General features: G+C 66.4%; 17 protein-coding genes. 15 read left to right on the top strand and 2 right to left on the bottom strand.

Annotation, left to right across the window (positions count from 1 at the left end; all coding sequences use genetic code 11):
- Positions 1 to 14: 14 nt before the first annotated feature.
- From DND132_RS16780 to gatA, 7 genes are all read left to right on the top strand, one after another.
- Positions 15 to 1,220 carry an aminopeptidase gene (locus DND132_RS16780; RefSeq protein WP_014323964.1) on the top strand — a complete coding sequence of 402 codons (1,206 nt, stop codon included), beginning with the start codon at positions 15 to 17 and terminating at the stop codon, positions 1,218 to 1,220.
- Between the two features lie 104 nt (positions 1,221 to 1,324).
- Positions 1,325 to 2,803, top strand: a complete 1,479-nt coding sequence (locus tag DND132_RS16785) for a tetratricopeptide repeat protein (RefSeq protein ID WP_014323965.1) — start codon at positions 1,325 to 1,327, stop codon at positions 2,801 to 2,803.
- Between the two features lie 175 nt (positions 2,804 to 2,978).
- Positions 2,979 to 3,608 carry a nucleotide exchange factor GrpE gene (locus tag DND132_RS16790; protein ID WP_014323966.1) on the top strand — a complete coding sequence of 210 codons (630 nt, stop codon included), beginning with the start codon at positions 2,979 to 2,981 and terminating at the stop codon, positions 3,606 to 3,608.
- Between the two features lie 104 nt (positions 3,609 to 3,712).
- The gene (gene dnaK / locus DND132_RS16795) at positions 3,713 to 5,629 is read left to right on the top strand and encodes a molecular chaperone DnaK (RefSeq protein WP_014323967.1); all 1,917 of its coding nucleotides are present in this window, start codon (positions 3,713 to 3,715) and stop codon (positions 5,627 to 5,629) included.
- A gap of 108 nt (positions 5,630 to 5,737) precedes the next feature.
- Positions 5,738 to 7,792 (top strand): type 1 periplasmic-binding domain-containing protein, encoded by a 2,055-nt coding sequence (locus tag DND132_RS16800; RefSeq protein ID WP_238528204.1) that lies wholly within the window; start codon positions 5,738 to 5,740, stop codon positions 7,790 to 7,792.
- A 21-nt stretch (positions 7,793 to 7,813) separates the two neighbouring features.
- Complete coding sequence (gatC, locus tag DND132_RS16805) at positions 7,814 to 8,098, top strand: Asp-tRNA(Asn)/Glu-tRNA(Gln) amidotransferase subunit GatC (RefSeq protein WP_014323969.1); 285 nt, start codon at positions 7,814 to 7,816, stop codon at positions 8,096 to 8,098.
- A 27-nt stretch (positions 8,099 to 8,125) separates the two neighbouring features.
- Complete coding sequence (gene gatA, locus DND132_RS16810) at positions 8,126 to 9,583, top strand: Asp-tRNA(Asn)/Glu-tRNA(Gln) amidotransferase subunit GatA (protein ID WP_014323970.1); 1,458 nt, start codon at positions 8,126 to 8,128, stop codon at positions 9,581 to 9,583.
- A gap of 124 nt (positions 9,584 to 9,707) precedes the next feature.
- Here the strand turns inward: gatA and DND132_RS16815 are convergent, their stop codons facing one another.
- Complete coding sequence (locus DND132_RS16815; RefSeq protein WP_014323971.1) at positions 9,708 to 11,447, bottom strand: dipeptidase; 1,740 nt, start codon at positions 11,445 to 11,447, stop codon at positions 9,708 to 9,710.
- A 134-nt stretch (positions 11,448 to 11,581) separates the two neighbouring features.
- Between DND132_RS16815 and mnmA the strand changes: the two genes are divergently transcribed.
- On the top strand, positions 11,582 to 12,619 hold the full coding sequence (gene mnmA / locus DND132_RS16820; protein ID WP_014323972.1) for a tRNA 2-thiouridine(34) synthase MnmA: 1,038 nt from the start codon (positions 11,582 to 11,584) through the stop codon (positions 12,617 to 12,619).
- Here mnmA and DND132_RS16825 read toward each other — a convergent pair whose 3' ends face one another.
- A complete protein-coding gene (locus DND132_RS16825) occupies positions 12,620 to 13,237 on the bottom strand; it encodes a tetratricopeptide repeat protein (RefSeq protein WP_014323973.1) in 618 nt (205 codons plus the stop codon). It lies immediately after the preceding gene.
- Positions 13,238 to 13,298: 61 nt separating this feature from the next.
- On the opposite strand from DND132_RS16825, the gene DND132_RS16830 reads away from it, so the two are divergent.
- Genes DND132_RS16830 through DND132_RS16860 form a run of 7 tightly spaced genes read left to right on the top strand, consistent with a single transcriptional unit; the run spans position 13,299 to position 18,606 of the window.
- On the top strand, positions 13,299 to 14,648 hold the full coding sequence (locus tag DND132_RS16830; protein WP_014323974.1) for a MiaB/RimO family radical SAM methylthiotransferase: 1,350 nt from the start codon (positions 13,299 to 13,301) through the stop codon (positions 14,646 to 14,648).
- Complete coding sequence (locus DND132_RS16835; protein WP_014323975.1) at positions 14,645 to 15,178, top strand: DUF4416 family protein; 534 nt, start codon at positions 14,645 to 14,647, stop codon at positions 15,176 to 15,178. Before DND132_RS16830 ends, DND132_RS16835 begins: the two co-directional genes overlap by 4 nt.
- Positions 15,179 to 15,221: 43 nt before the next feature.
- Positions 15,222 to 16,103 (top strand): YicC/YloC family endoribonuclease, encoded by an 882-nt coding sequence (locus tag DND132_RS16840; RefSeq protein WP_014323976.1) that lies wholly within the window; start codon positions 15,222 to 15,224, stop codon positions 16,101 to 16,103.
- A 6-nt stretch (positions 16,104 to 16,109) separates the two neighbouring features.
- Positions 16,110 to 16,364, top strand: coding sequence for a DUF370 domain-containing protein (locus DND132_RS16845; protein WP_014323977.1), 255 nt, complete (start codon positions 16,110 to 16,112; stop codon positions 16,362 to 16,364).
- On the top strand, positions 16,365 to 17,006 hold the full coding sequence (gene gmk / locus DND132_RS16850; protein ID WP_014323978.1) for a guanylate kinase: 642 nt from the start codon (positions 16,365 to 16,367) through the stop codon (positions 17,004 to 17,006).
- The gene (pyrF, locus tag DND132_RS16855; protein ID WP_014323979.1) at positions 16,999 to 17,703 is read left to right on the top strand and encodes an orotidine-5'-phosphate decarboxylase; all 705 of its coding nucleotides are present in this window, start codon (positions 16,999 to 17,001) and stop codon (positions 17,701 to 17,703) included. Before gmk ends, pyrF begins: the two co-directional genes overlap by 8 nt.
- A 9-nt stretch (positions 17,704 to 17,712) precedes the next feature.
- Positions 17,713 to 18,606 carry a tetratricopeptide repeat protein gene (locus tag DND132_RS16860; protein WP_014323980.1) on the top strand — a complete coding sequence of 298 codons (894 nt, stop codon included), beginning with the start codon at positions 17,713 to 17,715 and terminating at the stop codon, positions 18,604 to 18,606.
- Positions 18,607 to 18,622 lie beyond the last annotated feature (16 nt).

Consider the following 18,622-nt stretch of genomic DNA (forward strand, 5'->3'; position numbering starts at 1 on the left):
CCCGAGGAGCCCGCGTGCCGCTGTACGACCAGACCGACATGGAGAACTACGCCGAGGTCCTGACCTGGGCCCTGAACCAGTCCAGGAAGCGTCCCCTGCGCAACAGCGAGATGGTCCTCATCCGCTACGACATCCCCGGCCTGGCCCTGGCCGAGGCGGTTTACTCCCGGCTCATGGACATGCACCTCATGCCCGTGGCCCTGGCCCAGCCCACGCCCTACATGGAGATGGAGCGCTACCTCAACTCCAGCTACGGCCAGCTCCTCTTCCAGCAGCCCGGTCTGGCCGAGCTCTACTCCCGGACCTCCGGGGTGATCACCATCATCGCCCCGGAGAGCCTGACCTATCTCCAGACCGTGAACCCGAAGACCATCGCCGAGGCCCGGCGGGCCGACGCGCCCAACCGGCGCATCCTCCAGCGGCGCAGGCAGTCCGGGAGCATGGGCTGGACCACCTGCCTCTATCCCACCGAGGCCCTGGCCGAGGGGGCGGGCATGACGCTGGACGAGTACGCCCACGCCCTGAAGCGCGCCTGCTGGCTGAACATGCCCGATCCCACGGCCGAGTGGCGGCGGCTGAAGAAGGAGGTCGGCGAGGTCTGCGCCTGGCTGGACGGCATGGTCATCCGCTCCCTCAGGGTGGAGTCCGAGGACATCGACCTGACCGTGGGCATCGGCGACAACCGCCGCTTCGTGGGCGTGAACGGGGCCAACATTCCCGGCTACGAAGTCTACGTGGCCCCGGACGCGCGCAAGGTGGACGGGACCTACTACGCCAACCAGCCGACCCTGCGCTACGGGCATCTGGTGGCGGACATGGCCCTGGACTTCTCCGGGGGCATCGCCTCGCGGGCCGAGGCCGGGACCGGCCAGGTGTTCGTCCAGCAGCAGCTCTACTCGGACGCGGGCGCGCGCCGGGTGGGGGAGTTCTCCCTGACCGACCGGCGTTTCTCCAGGGTGGACCGGTTCATGGCCCACACCCTGCTGGACGAGAACTACGGCGGGGAGCTCGGCAACTGCCACCTGGCCCTGGGCGGCTCGGTGCTCGAGAGCTTTTCCGGCCCGCCCGAACTGCTCACCCCGGAGCTGGAATACGAGCTCGGCTTCAACTCGTCCGACATGCACTGGGACCTGGTCAACACCCAGCCCAAGCGGGTCACGGCCCGGCTTGGGGACGGCAGCCCGAGGCTGATCTACGAGAACGGCCAATTCCGCCTCTGACGGTGGGAATCCCGCTTCGGAAAACGGGGCGGCATCCTCTGAAATTCCAAGAATTTTTCTTGTCTTCGCGGTTTGACCTGTTGTATAGAACAGCGGGTATCGCCATGAAGAAGAACGAGAAGCACAAAAGTCTCTATCTGGTCCGGACCGAGCAGGCGGAATTGCAGGAACTGGAGGCCCGGCGCCGTTCCGAGACCAAGAATCTCTACGTGGTCAAGACCGATGAGGAAGTGGCGAACAAGTATCGCGACGTCATCGTCGATTTTGCCGACGACAACGGCGTGTTCCTGGTCGTCTCCCACGACAAGACCTTCATCCAGACCTTCCGTTCCGCCGTGTGCCAGGCGGTGGGCGTGCCCGCCGGGTCGCTGCACGCGGTCCAGGACCTGACCGCGGCCTCGATCCTGCTCAAGGGCCTGAGCGCGGACGGCGCCTCCCCCTTCCTCTTTCTCGAGTACTCCCTGGACTCGGAGCTGACCATCTCCTACCTGCGCCACGTCAAGCCCATGTACCCGGACATGCGGGTGGCCGTGATCTCGCGGGAGATCAACCGCGAGCGGCTCTTCCAGTTCTACGAGGACGGGGCGGACTCCTTCCTGAAGAAGCCCGCGAGCATCAACTCCGTGATCAAGAAGATCGCCTTCATGCTCAAGCCCCGGTGCGAGGCGGACGCCCTGGTCTGCGAGGGGCGCGAACACGTCCGTGCCAACCGGTTCGAAGAGGCCCAGGACGTGGCCGAGCACATCCTGGAGCGCTGGCCCCGGCACGCGGCGGCCATGGTCCTGCTGGGCGACGCCAAGAAGGGGCTGGCCCGGCGGGAGGAGGCCATGCTCGCCTACCGCCTGGCCGAGGACGTCTCCAGCGACTACCTGGAGCCGTTGCAGAAGATCGCGGCCATGCACTGCGAGGACGACAACCGGGACGAGGCCCTCAAGTACCTGTGCAAGCTCGACCACATGTCGCCCCTGAACTGCTCGCGCAAGATCCGCATCGCCGAGATGCATTTCGAGCGGGGCGATTCCAAGGGAGCGGAGGAGTATTTCGACAAGGCCATCGACGCGGCCAAGGAGGAGGCCCTGGGCGCGGTGGGCGAGATGTCGCTGGACATCGCAGAGATGGCCTCCCGCTTCGACCCCGGCATGGCCGCCAAGTACTACCGCCGGAGCCTGGAGCTGGTGAAGAACTCCAAGAGCGCCCTGACCATGTCCGTGTACAACCGGCTGGGCATCTCCCTGCGCAAGCAGGGGCTGTGGAACGAGGCCATCGAGGCCTACGGCGAGGCCGCCCGGTACGCCCCCGAGGACGAGAACATCCAGTACAACATCTCCCTGGCCTACGGCGAGGGGCAACAGTACCGCCAGGCCGCGGAGCACATGCGCAACGCCCTGGTCATCAACCCGGACATGTACCGGGACAATCCCGCCCTGGCCTACACCGTTGGCTCCACCCTGGCGCGCGGGGACATGCCCCGTGAAGCGATCGAGATCCTTACCTATCTTCTTGAAATCGCCCCCGGCTACCAGGACGCGGAAAAGCTCCTGCGCGAGGTCACCGCGGGCCGGGGCCGCCCCGTCCGCCTGTAGCTTTCCCCCCTGTCCCGAGCCGGTCCCGCCCCGGTCGCGCAAACAGGGCGTCCGGTGTGCGGTTTTCTTGTCTTCCCGGTTATTGACAACCTTATCCCCATGCTTATTTTCCCCTCAAGTCTCGCTTCCCGCGAGCCTTTTCATTACCAAATACGTTTCTCAAGGAACTGATTTCATGGCGAAAAACAATAACGAAGTGCCCATCAACGGTCTGTACGACGACGAGGGGCGGATATTTGAAGAACCGGCCGTCGACGGCCCGGCCCCCCGTGGGGCTGTGGACAACGCGCCCCAAGGGGAACAGGCCGAGGTGTCCCTGAGCAAGGAGGAGCTGACCGCCCTGTGCAAGGAGTCGGTCTGTCCCGGCTGCGACGTGTTCAAGGAGGCGGAAGGTATCCGTCTGCGCGCCCTGGCCGACTCGGAGAACGTCAAGAAGCGGCTGCTCCGCGAGACCGAGGAAATGAAGAAGTACGCGGGCGAGTCCATCCTGGCCGACCTGCTGCCCATCCTCGACAACCTGGACCTGGCCCTGGCCCACACCGACAATCTGTCGCCCGAGTGCAAGAACTTCGTGGTCGGCGTGGACATGACCCGCAAGATCTTCCTGGACACGATCAGGAACCATGGCCTGGAGGCGGTGCAGGCGACCAGGGGGGTCGAGTTCGACCCCGAGATCCACGAGGCCGTGGGCACCGTGCAGGACCCCGCCCTGGAGGACAACCGCGTCGCCCAGGTGGTCCAGAACGGCTACCGCCTGAAGGGGCGGCTGCTGCGCCCGGCCAAGGTCATGGTCAACAAGCCGTAGGTTTTTTCCCGCCGCGGCCTTTACAAGGGCCAACGCGTGATTATTGAAGAAAGTAACGAAAATTTACGTCGAATACGACTTTCATATCTTAGGAGGACATACATATGGGTAAGATCATAGGGATCGACCTTGGAACCACCAACTCCTGCGTCTACGTGATGGAGGGTAAGGATCCGAAATGCGTCACCAACCCCGAAGGCGGCCGGACCACCCCGTCCGTGGTGGCCTTCACCGACAAGGAGCGGCTGGTGGGCGACATCGCCAAGCGTCAGTCCGTCACCAACCCCGAGAAGACCGTCTTCGCCATCAAGCGCCTCATGGGACGTTCCGCGAATGCCCCCGAGGTGAACAAGTGGAAGGAACACTGTCCGTACAAGATCGTGGCCGGCAACGGCAATGACGCCTGGGTCGAGATCGGCGGCAAGAAATATTCTCCGCCCGAAGTCTCCGCCATGATTCTGCAGAAGCTGAAGAAGGACGCCGAGACCTACCTGGGCGAGCCCGTCACCGAGGCCGTCATCACTGTCCCGGCCTACTTCAACGATTCGCAGCGCCAGGCCACCAAGGACGCGGGCAAGATCGCCGGTCTCGAGGTCAAGCGCATCATCAACGAGCCCACCGCCGCGTCGCTGGCCTACGGCTTCGACAAGAAGGCCAACGAGAAGATCGCGGTCTTCGACCTCGGCGGCGGCACGTTCGATATCTCCATCCTGGAAGTGGGCGACAACGTCGTCGAAGTGCGCGCCACCAACGGCGACACCTTCCTGGGCGGCGAGGACTTCGACCACAGGATCATCGAGTACCTGGTGGACGAGTTCAAGAAGGAGAACGGCATCGACCTGTCCAAGGACCGCATGGCCCTGCAGCGGCTGAAGGAAGCCGCCGAAAAGGCCAAGCACGAGCTGTCCTCCTCCATGGAGACCGAGGTCAACCTGCCGTTCATCACGGCCGACCAGAACGGTCCCAAGCACATGATGGTCAAGATCAGCCGCGGCAAGCTCGAAAAGCTCGTCGAGGACCTGGTGGACCGCACCGTGGAGCCGTGCCGCAAGGCCCTGAAGGACGCCGGTCTGTCCGCGTCCGACATCGACGAGGTCATCCTGGTCGGCGGCATGACCCGTATGCCCCTGGTCCAGGCCAAGGTGAAGTCCTTCTTCGGCAAGGAGCCCAACCGCTCCGTGAACCCGGACGAGGTCGTGGCCATGGGCGCGGCCATCCAGGGCGGCATCCTGGCCGGCGACGTCAAGGACGTCCTGCTGCTCGACGTGACCCCGCTGTCGCTGGGCATCGAGACCATGGGCGGTGTGATGACGCACCTGATCGAGCGCAACACGACCATCCCGACCAAGAAGTCCCAGGTCTTCACGACCGCGGCCGACAACCAGCCGTCCGTGTCCATCCGGGTCTTCCAGGGCGAGCGTCCCATGTGCGCGGACAACAAGCTGCTCGGCAACTTCGAGCTGACCGGCATTCCGCCGGCGCCGCGCGGCGTGCCGCAGATCGAGGTCGGCTTCGACATCGACGCCAACGGCATCGTGCACGTCAACGCCAAGGACCTGGGCACCGGCCGCGAACAGTCCATCCAGATCACGGCCAGCTCGGGCCTGTCCGAGGACGAGATCAACCAGATGGTCAAGGACGCCGAGGCCCACGCCGACGAGGACAAGAAGAAGCAGCACCTCATCGAGGCCCGCAACCAGGCCGATACCCTGGTCTACACCTCGGAGAAATCCCTGCGCGACCTGGGCGACAAGGTCGATGCGACCCTGAAGGCGGACATCGAGAGCAAGATCGAGGCCGTCAAGAAGGCGCTCGAGGCCGACGACGCCGACCAGATCAAGGCCCGTGCCGACGAACTGGCCCAGGCCTCGCACAAGCTGGCCGAACAGCTCTACGCCCAGCAGAACGCCCAGGGTGCCAACCCCGGCGGGGCGGCGGGCGCGGCCGGAGCCGACGCCGGTTCCTCCTCTGCCAAGGATGACGACGACGTGGTGGACGCCGACTACACCGAAGTCAAGTAGTTCGGCTTGCCTTCACAGGCCAAGCGAAGTATAGCATTACCCGGTCCGCAGCATTGCGGGCCGGGTTTTTTTATCTGGTTGCGGCCACCGGCCGTCGCCGAACCGACAATGCACCAAGCCGTCCTCATGAAAAACTCCGCCCATACCGTCACGATAGCGGCCGCCCTGGTCCTGCTCGTCCTGATGTTCTGGGGCTGCGCGCCCCGGACCCAGCCCGTCAAGAGCGTGGACATGCTGTCCACGCCCAACCTCCTGGTGGAGGCCGACGCAGCCTGGCAGGCCAAGCACTGGGAAGCCACAGAACTCTACTACGCCGCCGCCCTGGAACGGCCCGACCTGGTCAGGAGCGAACTGCCCGTGGTCTACGTCCGGCTGGCCGAGGCCGCCTCGCAGAACGGCCACTACCACCAGGCGCGCATCGCTCTGGAGCAGTGGGCCAACCAGGACACCGCCGCCCTGGAGCGGGCGGACTGGGAGCGCCTCTACCTAGGGGCCATGGCCGCCCTGGGCAAGACCGAGCGTTTGCAGAACCACCTGCAGTGGGTCCGGGACGCGGTCAACGTGCCCTGGGTGACCAAGCAGGAGGTGGCCCTGTGGTACGCGGACTACTTCCGTGCCCACGAGGACTACGCGCAGGCCCTGGACGTGCTCGACACGTTCTACGCCCAGGCCCCGGACATCCAGGCCCGGTCCCTGTTCGAGCATGAATTTTCCCTGAAACTGGCCGCCATGGACGACACCCAGGTGGACGACCTGGCCGGGGCGGTCACTCCGGCCAACCAGTGGCGGTTCCCCTATGCCCTGACCGCCTTCGAGCGCGGCGTGCGCATCGCTTCGGACAAGGAGGCGTGGTCCGCCGACTGGCGGACCCTGCGCGACCTGGCCGCGTCGAGCGAGCTGGCCGATCCCATCCCCCTGCGGAACAAGCTGGCCGAGCTGGAGGCGCGCTACGGCGTGCCGCGCATCGGCCTGGCCCTGGCCCTGCCCGTGACCGGGCCCTACGCCAAGGTGGGCGTGAAGATCCTGCGCGGCGCCGGGCTGGCCCAGTGGCGGCTGGCCCAGGAGGGCGTGGACGTGGAGATCAAGGTCGTCAACACCGAGGCCCCGGGCTGGGAGGCTCGGCTGGCCGAGCTGCCGAGCCACTTCACCGTGGTCGGCGGGCCCCTGCGCATCGACGCCTTCAAGCGGTTCTACGAGGCCGATTCCCCGGCGGCCGGGGTGCTCGAAAAGCGCGCCGTGTTCGCCTTCCTGTCCTCCCTCGGCGACCTGACCGAGGGCAAGGACGCCTGGCGCTTCTTCACCAGCCGGAACGACGAGGTGCGCAGCCTGGTCCACCTGACCGTGGACAAGCTCGGTATCACCGACCTGGCCGTGTTCTACCCCGAGGAGAAATTCGGCCGGACCATGGCCCAGACCTTCTACCGTGAGGCCGCGCCGCTGGGCGGGCGGATCAAGGGCATGCAGTCCTATCCGCCGCACGATCTCAAGCAGTGGACCCGGCGCGTGGGCAAGCTCCTGAACGTGCCCGCCGACTTCAGCGACAACAAGGACGTGCCCCTGCCCATGCCGGACTTCGGGGCCGTGTTCATCCCGGACGGCTGGCGCCAGGCCCAGACCCTGCTGCCCAACTTCTTCTTCTACGAGGGGGACCAGCTGGTCTTCCTCGGCCCCGGCCTGTGGAGCCGGGCCCTGGACGACGCCCGCGACGTGGACGAGCACTACTACCGGCTGGCGGTCTGCCCCGGCGCATGGTGGGACGGCTCCGACGGCGGGCGGGCCCTGCAATCGGCCCTGACCGAGGAAGGGCTGGGCCAGGCCGACTTCTGGGTGGCGCTGGGCTACGACTTCCTGCGCTTCGCCGGAAGGCTCGGCACCCTGCCCGCGTCCTGGGACAGCGCCCAGGTCAACGAGCGCATCCTCAAGGCCGAGGACATGGACTTCAGCATGGCCCCCATGACCTGGGACGAGAACGGCACGGCCAGCCAGGACCTGTACCTGTTCACCCCGGCGGCCAACGGCAAGCGCATCGTGGACCCCGCGAAGTTCGCCGAGAGCATCGCCCGCGCCCAGGCGCGGCGCGAGAAACGCATGGAAAATTACGAGAAGCGGTTGGAGGAGGCGGCCAAGCCCGCCCGCAACCCCGACCTGCCGCCGACCCCCTAGGCGGCGCATAAGGAGACAACCATGAAGATCAGTCCCGAAGAAGTGGCCAAGGTCGCCCGCCTCTCCCGGCTCGACCTGCCCGAGGACAAGCTGGAATTGTTCGCCGGGCAGCTCGGCGACATCCTCGCCTACATGGACAAGCTCGGCGAGCTGGATACGGACGACGTGGAGCCTCTGTACAGCCCGGTCAAGCACACCACGGTGCTGCGCCGGGACGAGGTGCGCAAGGACTACAGACGCGAGGAGATTCTGGCCAACGCCCCCGAGCAGGACGGCCAGTTCTTCATTGTTCCGCGCATTGTGTAATATTTTGACATCATTCAGGATTGATTAATGTCTGAACTGCATACGAAGACCCTTTCCGAGATCGCGGCCCTGCTCCAGGCGGGGGACGTGAAGGTTGTCGAGGTGGTCGAGCACTGCCTTGCGCGCATCGAGGCCACCGAGCCCAAGGTCAGGGCGCTGATCACGGTCATGGGCGACGAGGCCCTGAAACAGGCCGAGGCCCTGGACGCGGCCGGGCCCGATCCGTCCAAGCCGCTGTGGGGCGTGCCCATGGTCCTCAAGGACCTGCTGACCACCAAGGGCGTCCGGACCACCTGCGGGTCGAGGATTCTCGAGAATTTCGTGCCCTTCTACGACGCCACGGCCGTGGCCAGGTTGAAGGAGGCCGGGGCCGTGTTCATCGGCAAGGCCAACATGGACGAGTTCGCCATGGGCTCGTCCACCGAGAACTCCGCCTTTTTCATGACCGCCAACCCCTGGGACGTGGAACGCGTGCCCGGCGGGTCCTCGGGCGGTTCCGGAGCCACGGTGGCGGCGGGGCAGTGCTTCGGCGCGCTCGGCACCGACACCGGCGGGTCCATCCGCACCCCGTCGTCCTTCTGCGGCATCGTCGGTCTCAAGCCGACCTACGGGCGCATCTCCCGCTTCGGGCTCATCGCCTACGGCTCGTCGCTCGACCAGATCGGGCCCATGACCCGGTCCGTGGAGGACGCCGCGCGTCTGCTCCAGGTCATGGCCGGGCACGATCCCAAGGACTCCACCTCCGTGGACGTCGAGGTCCCGGACTACCTGGCGGCCCTGGGCCGCGAGGACCTGAAGGGCGTGCGCATCGGCCTGCCCGAGGAGTACTGGGGCGAGGGGCTGGACGCCGAGGTCAAGGAGGCCTGCCGGGCCGCCGTGGCTGAGATGGAGAAGCTCGGGGCCGTGACCGTGCCGGTCAAGCTGGCCCTGACCGAATACGCCATCGCCACCTACTACATCATCGCCATGGCCGAGGCCTCGTCCAACCTGTCGCGGTTCGACGGCGTGCGCTTCGGCTACCGCAACAAGAAGGCCGAGGAGTTGATCGACATGTACACCGCCAGCCGTACCGAAGGGTTCGGCGACGAGGTGCAGCGGCGCATCATCATGGGCACCTACGTCCTCTCCAGCGGCTACTACGACGCCTACTACAACAAGGCCGCCAAGGTCCGCCGCCTGCTGCGCCAGGATTTCGACAAGGCCTTCGAGCAGTGCGACCTGATCGCCGGCCCGGTCTGCCCTACCACGGCCTTCGTCACGGGCGACAAGGCCGACCCGCTGCAGATGTACCTCATGGACATCTTCACCATTTCAGCCAACCTGGCGGGCATCCCGGCCATGTCCCTGCCCGTTGGGCTCGGCAGGGACTCGCACATGCCGGTGGGCCTCCAGCTCATGGGCCCGGCCTTCTCCGAGCAGGCCATGCTCTCCGTGGCCGAACGGCTGGAGCGCGTCCTGCCGCCCCTGTCCATGCCCGAACTGTAGGGCTGTATCGCAACGCGAAAGCCGGTTGCCGACATCTGTCGGCAACCGGCTTTTTTTTATTGGGTGAATTATTGGTTTCGGCTTGGGGCCAAGACCCTTGGCCCGGATTGGCGGCCTTTTTGCGTTACTTCATGTCGTAGGTGGTCGGCCCGTTGCGGTAGTCCGTCGCGTTCAGCCAGGAGGACGGGTAGCCGATGGCCTTTGCGTCGCTGTCCGGCAGGTTGATGTAGCCGTCCGAGTACTTGGCGAACAGGGTGTGGGTCAGGTCCTTCCAGGTGGTGAGCACCTTGGCGGCGGTCTTGTCGCCGAAGGCGGTGACCAGGCGGCGCTGTTCCTCCTCGGGCTTGTCCGCCACGGCCTTGTCCAGGGCCGGGAGGGCGGCCAGGGCCTCGGCCTCCAGGGCCTGTTGCGCGGGCTTGATGTCCACCTCGGTCATGCGCCGGAAGTTCAGGCGCGACCAGTTGGCCAGGAGGTCGAAGGCCCACCAGGCCGAGGCCGGGTCGTACTGCTGCGGAGCGCCGGTCTGGTAGGACGCGGGCAACTGCGCGGCCTTGGCGAAGAACGGGGTGAAGACCGTGGTATAGGACACGTCCGGGCCGAACCAGACCAGTCCCCTGGTCATGTCCGGACCCTTGGGCCGGGTCTGGCAGACGAAGGTGTAGCCCTGGTAGAAGACCGAGATGGCCCGCTCCCAGGCCCCGTGGAACTTCTTCTCCTTGTCCACGTTGTTCTGGTTGCCGTCGTAGGGCCCGACAAAGCGGTGCGGGTCGCCGTAGGGTCCGGCGGCCGTGCCCTTGGTCAGGTCGAACTGCGTGCCCTCGTAGTGGTCGCGGTAGAGGGAGAAGACGTCGGTCACGGCCAGCTTGTTTTTGGGCGGGATGGAGAACGGGTAGTCGCGGGTGTAGGTGTCCCTGACCCACGGCGACAACCCCAGGTCCGGGTTGACCCGGTCCATGGCCCGCCAGACGCGCCGGAGCGAATAGTAGGGGTGGTTGTATTCGCCGGGGGAGACCGCGCGCAGCCAGTCCACGGGCCCCTGTTTGCTCTCGTCCCACCAGCCGAGCTTCTTCAGGCCGGGGATGAGCAGCCTGGAGTACCGGAAATTGGCCGGATCGTCCTTGACCACGTCGCGGATGCGGAAGGTGTTGGCGGCCACGAAGTATTCGCCGTCCGGCAAGCGCCGGGCCACCCAGGCCGAGTGGTACTTGGCGTCGGGCAGGGCGCACATCTCGAAGACCCAGGCCTCGTTCCCGTCGCCCACCAGCAGGGTCTCGCCCGTGGAGAAGAAGCCGTACTCGTCGATGAGCGCGCCCATGAGGTTCACGGCCTCGCTCGCGGTGGCGCAGTTCTCCAGGGCGATGCGCGACAGCTCCGAGCTGTAGAAGATGCGCTGCGGCCGACCGTTTCCCTTGCGGCTGGGGCGCGGCTCGTAGTTGGCCCCGTTGGTGCACTCGCCCATCATCAGGTTCTTTTCGTTCATGATCCCGTAGTTGCCGTCGAAATAGGCGAACGAGGTCTCCTGTCTGCGGCCGAGCAGCTTCCAGATGCGTTCAAAGGGAATCCTGGCCAGATACGGGGTGGGCTCGAAGCCGGGGGTATCGTATCCCGGCCCCCGGTCGTCGGTGACGATGCGCGGGTAGCGGTAGGCGTCCGCGTATATCTTTCGTTCCCCCACCTGCTTTTTGGCGGGGACGTAGATGATCCGCTGGTCGCCCAGCTCGTCGTCGTCCGAGTGCGCGACCAGCATGGACCCGTCCGCGCTGGCGCCGGGTGTGACGATCATGGTGGTGCAGGCCGGGGCCTGGGGAACCGCGAACAGGACGGCCAGGCAAAAGGCCGCGACCGGAAGAATGGGGAATTTCATGCAGGGCTCCTTGATGACGTTCCGAAACGGAGGCGAGCATAGCATGCCGCCGGCGGGCCGCAACAGTATAATATCTTCCCATTTTTCGCTCAGTCTCGTAGGATGCGGCACATGACGCACAGGGGAGAATGTCGATGACCATCGCCGTGGCCGTTTCGGGCGGCATGGACAGCCTGCTGGCCCTTGCCCTGCTCAAGGAGCGGGGCGAACCGCTGCTGGCCGTGCACGGCCATTTCCTGCCGCCGTCCCCGGCCTGGGAGACGGTCACGACCGGGCTGGCCGGGGCGTGCGCCGTGCTCGGCGTGCCGTTCCACGCGCTGGACCTGCACGCGTCCTTCGACGACCGGGTCATCAAACCGTTCGTGGCAGAGTACAAGGCCGGGCTGACGCCCAACCCGTGCGCCATGTGCAACCCGCGCATGAAGTTCGGGGTGCTCTTCGACGCGGCCCGCAACCTCGGGGCGGAACGGCTGGCCACCGGGCACTACGTCAGCATGGAGGACCGGGCGCAGGGGCGGATGCTCGTGCGCGGCGCGGACCAGTCCAAGGACCAGAGCTATTTCCTGTCCATGGTCCCGGTGGAGAAGCTGCGCCTGGCCGAGTTCCCCCTGGCACGGACCCTCAAGCGGGACGTGCCCGCCGTGCTCGCGGCCCACGGCCTGACCCCGCCGCTCAAGGCCGAGAGCCAGGAGATCTGCTTCGTGCCGGACGACGACTACCAGCACTTCCTGACCTCGCGCGGGGACATGCCCGGTCCGGGGCCCGCGGTTCTGCCGGACGGGCGGGTCGTCGGCGGGCACCAGGGGCTGTGGCGGCACACCCAGGGCCAGCGGCGCGGCCTGGGCATCGCCTGGTCCGAGCCCCTGTACGTGCTCGAGAAGGACGTGCCCGGCAACACCCTGATCGTGGGCCCGAAGGAGTTTCTGGCGGCCAAGGGGTGCGTGGCCGGACAGGTCAACCTCATGTGTCCGGTGGAGTCCTGGCCCGGGACCGTGCTGGTCCAGACCCGCTACCGCCAGAAGGCCAAGCCCGCAAGGGTGCGGCTGACCGGCGGCAGGCTGTATTTTGATTTCCTGGAGCCGCACACGCGGCCCACGCCCGGCCAGGTGGCGGCGGTCTACGACGAGTCGGGGACCGTGCTCGGCGGCGGGGTCATCGAGAAGGCGTTGTAGCTACCAGGTGTCGCGGCGCATCTCCATCCGTTCGCGCAGGTCCTGATCGAACCCCTCGCGCCGCTCCTTGTTCATGGTCTTGTGGATCTTCTCGGCGGTCAGTTCCGGCTTCTTCTCCAGGTAGGCGGCCATGCGCTGGACCGCGCTGGTGGCCCGGTAGTAAAGGGGTTCCCGGTAGGTCTTGAGCAGGCCGAAGCCCGTCTCGCGTTCGCCCTGGTAGATGAGCGTCAGGCCGAGATAGTAGGTGGAGTCGGGCAGGTCCGGGTATTTTTCGAGGGTGTCGGTGAAGATTTTGCGGGCCGCATCCAAATTTCCGTCGTTCAACTGCTTGATTCCTGCCTTGTTGTTGAGATAGGCCTCGTTCGGGCCGTTGTTCAGGAAGTCGCCGTAGGTGTTCAGGGCGACCCCGAACCCGCCCGCGCCCACGCCCACCGAGGTCGTGCCCGCGCCCATGCCCACGCCCACGCGGGTGCCGCCGTTGTTGCCCACGCCCACGCCCACCCCGAGGGTGTTCACGCAGGCCGCCAGCAGCAGGCAGGCCAGCAGGGCGGCCAGGCGGCCGACCAGGGAGGAGGACGCGGTGCCGGATCGGCGATGGGCGGGAATCGTTTGCTTCATGGGGACCACCTCGGCTAGTGTGGATGAACTTTTTTTACGAACCGGACAGATATATTCTAGCATGACAACCTTTCACACCGCCACCCTGGGCTGCAAGATAAACCAGTACGAGACCCGGTCCATCGCCGAGGCCTGGACCGGCCGGTCCGCCGTGGAGGTGGACGACCCGCGCGCGGCGGACCTGATCCTGGTCAACTCCTGCGCCGTGACCGCCAACGCCGTGGCCGACCTGCGCCAGGCCGTGCGCCGCTTCCACCGCGACAACCCCGAGGCGGGGATCATCGTCACCGGGTGCGCGGCCCAGGTCATGCCCGAGGAGCTGGCCCAACTGCCCGGCGTGGTCCGGGTGGTCTCCCAGGCGGACAAGGCGCGGCTCCTGGACGGTCCGGGATTGGACGGTCCGGGTTTGGGCAGCCTCGAAGCGAGCCCCAATTTGGACGGGAACGTGCCGGACAAGGCCGAAGGGGTCCGGTTCGCGCCCTTTTCCATCACCGGCTACGGCCGGGCCCGGGCCGTGGTCAAGGTCCAGGACGGCTGCTCCCATTTCTGCACCTACTGCATCGTGCCCCTGACGCGCGGCCGGTCCGTGAGCCGCGATCCGGCCGAGGTGGAGGGCGAGGTGGCCCGTCTGCTCGGGGCGGGCTTCCGCGAGTTCATCCTGAGCGGCATCAACCTGCGCCACTTCGGGCGCGACCTGCCCGGCAAACCGGATTTCTGGGACCTGGTGGCCCGCCTGGAAACGAACTTCGCCCCGGAGTGGACCGGGCGGGCGCGGCTGCGCATCTCGTCCGTGGAGCCGGGCCAGCTGACCGACAAGGCGCTGGACGTTCTCGGCGCGTCCCGGCTGGTCTGCCCGCAGCTGCATCTCTCCCTGCAAAGCGGGGACCCGGACGTGCTCAAGGCCATGGGGCGCGGCCACTATTCGCCGCAGTCCGCCGTGGACTTCATGGACCGGCTTAAGGCATTCTGGCCGGTCATGGGCCTGGGCGCGGACCTGATCACCGGCTTCCCCGGCGAGACCGAGGAACGGTTCGAGCACACCCTGGACCTGTGCCGGGCCCTGCCTCTGACCTACGGCCACGTCTTTCCCTATTCCGAGCGGCCCGGCACCCGCGCCGTGGACCTGCCCGGCGCGGTGGACGTGCCGGTGCGCAAGGAGCGCGCCGCCCGGCTGCGCAAGCTCGTGGGCCGGAAAAAGGCGGCCTTTCTCAAGACGCTTCTGGACCTGCCGCATCTGGACGTGCTCGTCCAGGACGCACGCGGGCGAGGGGTGTCCGAGTACTATGCGGCCTGCCGGTTCGAGACCCCGCCGGACGCCCCGCCGCGTTCCCTGGTCAGGGCGCGCCCCCTGCGCGTGGACAAGGGCGTGGTCGTGGTCGGGCCCTTTGGGCCGGAGGAGGCCGAGGCATGAGCACGCCCCGCACCCCGGACCCCGGCATGCTGGTCATCTCCGTGCTGAGCGCGGACTGGGACGCGTTCTGGCCCGAGGTCCAGGCCGTCCTGACCGAGCGGTTCGGCCCGTTCCAGGCCTCGGAGCCGTTCCCCTTCGTGGAGACCGACTACTACGACGAGGAGCTGGGCGCGCCCATCACCCGGCGGCTGCTGGCCTTCGACGAACTGCGTCCCCTGGATGAGCTGGCCGACGTCAAGCTGTGGACCAACGGGCTGGAGCGACGCTTCGCCCGGGACGGGCGGCGGCTCTTCAACCTGGACCCCGGCTTCCTGACCCAGCAGTCCCTGGTCCTGGCCACGGGCAAGAATTTTTCCCACCGGGTCTATCTCAAGGACGGCATCTGGGCGGACCTGACGCTCATGTGGCAGCGCAAGCACTGGGTGGATTTTCCCTGGACCTTCCCGGACTATGCCGGGGAGGCCATGAAAACGCGGCTGACAAAGCTGCGCCTGTCGTATAAAACCATGCTCAGCAAGCCGCAAACGTGATTCTTTCGCACAACACGCGGCTTACAACCACAAGGAAAAACATATGCCTGTAAGCATGACCGGCTTCGGCCGGTCCGAGACCAATGCCCACGCCTGGACGCACGTCTGGGAGATCAAGAGCGTCAATGGCCGTTTTCTGGACGTGAAGTGGCGCATCCCCGGCTCCCTGCGCTCCCTGGAGAACGGCTGGGAGCGCGTCGTCCGCACCTACGCCTCGCGCGGCCGTGTGGATGTCTCCCTGAACCTCGAGGTCCTGGACGCCGAGGTGCTCGGCGTGTCCTTCAACGAGACCATGGCCACGGCCATGATCCGTCAGATGGAGAAGCTGGCCGAGAGGCGGCAGGAGATTTTCAATCCGGACTACAACCGGCTCCTGGCCATGCCGTCCCTGTGGCGGGACAACTCCAACGAGCCCGACCCCGGCCTGACCGAAAGCCTGAACAAGGGGCTCGAAGCCGCCCTGGCCGATTGGGTGAACGCCCGGGCCCGCGAGGGCGAGGCCCTGGTGGCAGACCTCACGGCCCGCTTCGCCACCCTGCGCGGCCTGGCCGACAAGGTCCGCGAGCGCGTGCCCGACATCCTCGAGGCCAAGAAGGCGGGGCTTCGGCAGCGCATCACCGACATGCTGGACTCGGCCAATGTCGAGTTCTCCGAGGACCGCATGCTCCAGGAGGTGGCCTACCTCACGGACAAGCTCGACGTGTCCGAGGAGCTGACCCGGCTGGACGCCCACCTGGACCGGCTGGCCGAGGTCCTGGCCGACAAGGACGACGTGGGCAAGAAGCTGGACTTCCTGGTCCAGGAGACCTTCCGCGAGATCAACACCTGCGGCAACAAGGCCCAGGACACCGAGGTCAGCCGGTTGGTGGTGGATTTCAAGGCGGAGCTGGAACGCTGCCGCGAACAGGTGCAAAACATCGAGTAGGTGGCCATGCAGAAACAGGGATTACTCAACGTCGGCTTCGGCAACTTCGTGGTCCTCGACCGGGTCGTGTCCATCGTCAACCCGTCCAGCGCGCCCATGCGGCGGCTGCGCGAGGACGCCCGCGCCGAGGGGCGGCTCATCGACGCCACCCAGGGCCGCAAGACCAGGGCGATCATCGTCACCGACTCCAACCACGTTGTCCTGTCTGCCATCCAGGCCGAGACCATCGGGCAGCGGTTCAGCGCGGACGAGGGGGAATAGGTGACCTTTGACGATCACAAATTCCGGCTGGGCCAGGTCCTGGTGGTCTGTGCGCCCAGCGGCACGGGCAAGAGCACACTGATCGCCATGCTGCGCGAGGAATACCCGGACTTCGGCTTCTCCATCTCCTACACCACCCGCGCCCCGCGCGGCGTCGAGCAGGACGGCCGGGAGTACCACTTCGTCTCCCGCGAGACCTTCGTGGCCATGCGCAGCCGGGGGGCCTTCTGCGAGTGGGCCGAGGTCCACGGCAATTTCTACGGCACGGCCACCAAGCCGGTGGAGGAGATGCTTCACCGGGGGCAGGACGTGCTCTTCGACATCGACGTGCAGGGCGCCAAGCAGCTCAAGAAGACCTTCTACAAGGGGACCTTCGTGTTCCTGCTCCCGCCGTCGCGCGAGGAGCTGGTCCGCCGTCTCAAGGGGCGCGGCACGGACTCCGAGGAGTCCATCGCCAAACGGCTGACCAATGCCTCGGGCGAGCTGGCCCAGGCCGAGTGGTTCGACTACTGGGTGGTCAACGACGACCTCGCCGAGGCCTACGACGAACTCAAGGCCGTGTACCTGGCCGGACGGTGCAAGCCGTCGCTGAGGCCCGGTATCCTCGACAACATCATGCAGACCTGGAAGAACAATGGCTGAACTCGTCGTCGCACTGGATTTCAAGGACGCGGCCTCGGCCCTGTCCACGGCCCGGACCCTTCGCGGCGCGGCCCCGTGGATGAAGGTCGGCCTGGAACTGTTCACGGCCGAAGGCCCCAAAATGATCGCCGGTCTCAAGGACATGGGCTTCAAGGTCTTCCTGGACCTGAAATTCTTCGACATTCCCAATACGGTGCAGGGCGCGGTGCGCTCGGCGGCCCGGCTGGGCGTGGACATGGTCAACATCCACGCCCTGGGCGGGCAGCGCATGGCCGAGGCGGCCATGGCGGGGTGCCTTGAGGGCGCTTTGCCCGGTCAGGAGCCGCCCCTGGTCCTGGCCGTGACCATGCTGACCAGCATGGCGGCGGGCGACCTGCCCGTCCCGGGCGCGCCCGGCCCCTCGGAGATGGCCCTTGACCTGGCTGTGAAAGCCAAGCAATATGGCTTAAATGGCGTGGTCTGCTCGGGCCTGGAGGTGGAGCGGATCAAGGCGTCCTGCGGGAGCGCGTTCGCCTGTCTGACCCCCGGCATCCGGCCGGCCGCAAGCGAGGCCGGGGACCAGCGGCGGGTGGTCACGCCCGCGCAGGCGGTGCGCAGCGGGTCGGATTTCCTGGTGGTGGGCAGGCCGATCACCGGGGCCGAACGGCCCGAAGAAGCGGCCCGGGCAATCATCGAGGAGATGAACCGGGCCCGATAGGAGCGTTGGATGGCCGAACACGGGCAGGGTGCCGAGACGCGGCACGAGATAGTGCGGGACGGGGCCGAGAAGATCAAGGGCATCTTCTCCACGCAGACCGTGGCCAGGGTCGGCACCGGGACCACCCAGCGCAAGACGATCCAGAAGACATACTGGGACGCCGAGGAGCTCGACTCCGGCGAAATTTCCGTCCAGCCCCTGAACCGGAACTACGTGCCCTCCGGCCCCAAGCGCAACATCCCGCGCGACGACTTCCTGACCAAGTTCAACCCCGAACCCGAGTTCTACGTGTCCACGGTCTACCCGGCCATGAAGGAGCTGGACGGGGCCATCGTGCGCGGCGAAAAGCATCGCGAGCGGGGCGCGGCCTACTCCGCCGAGTTCGAGTACAAGCAGGCCATGGCCATCGACGAGGAGAACGTCCGGGCCAACTTCGGCCTGGGGCTGACCTACCTCGACCGTGGCGACCAGGCCAAGGCCAACGACATCTTCGAGCGGCTGGTGGGGCTGGAGGCCGCCTTCAACACCGAGCACAAGCACCTGTTCAACGACTTCGGCATCAACATGCGCAAGAACAGGATGTACGACCAGGCCCTGAAGTATTATCTTCGGGCCGAGCAGCTGGTTCAGAACGACGAGCACCTCTTCCACAACATCGCCCGCTGCTACTTCGAGAAGGGCAACATCGAGGGGTGCAGGAAATATCTGGTCAAGAGCCTGGAGCTGAACCCGAATCTCGAGGCGAGCCTGAAGTTCTGGGCCTTTCTCAAGGAAAAGGGATACGTGGGCAAGGGCGAGGGACCGGACGTGTCGGCCGTCAGGCCGGCCGCGCGGTCCGGGGACGATACGGCTGCGGCGGACGGGAAAAAACCGGCCCCTTCCGCACCCATCAAGCTGGATTAAGGCGTCCGGTGAGCCG

Source organism: Pseudodesulfovibrio mercurii (genome assembly GCF_000189295.2).
In the GTDB taxonomy this organism is placed as follows: domain Bacteria; phylum Desulfobacterota; class Desulfovibrionia; order Desulfovibrionales; family Desulfovibrionaceae; genus Pseudodesulfovibrio; species Pseudodesulfovibrio mercurii.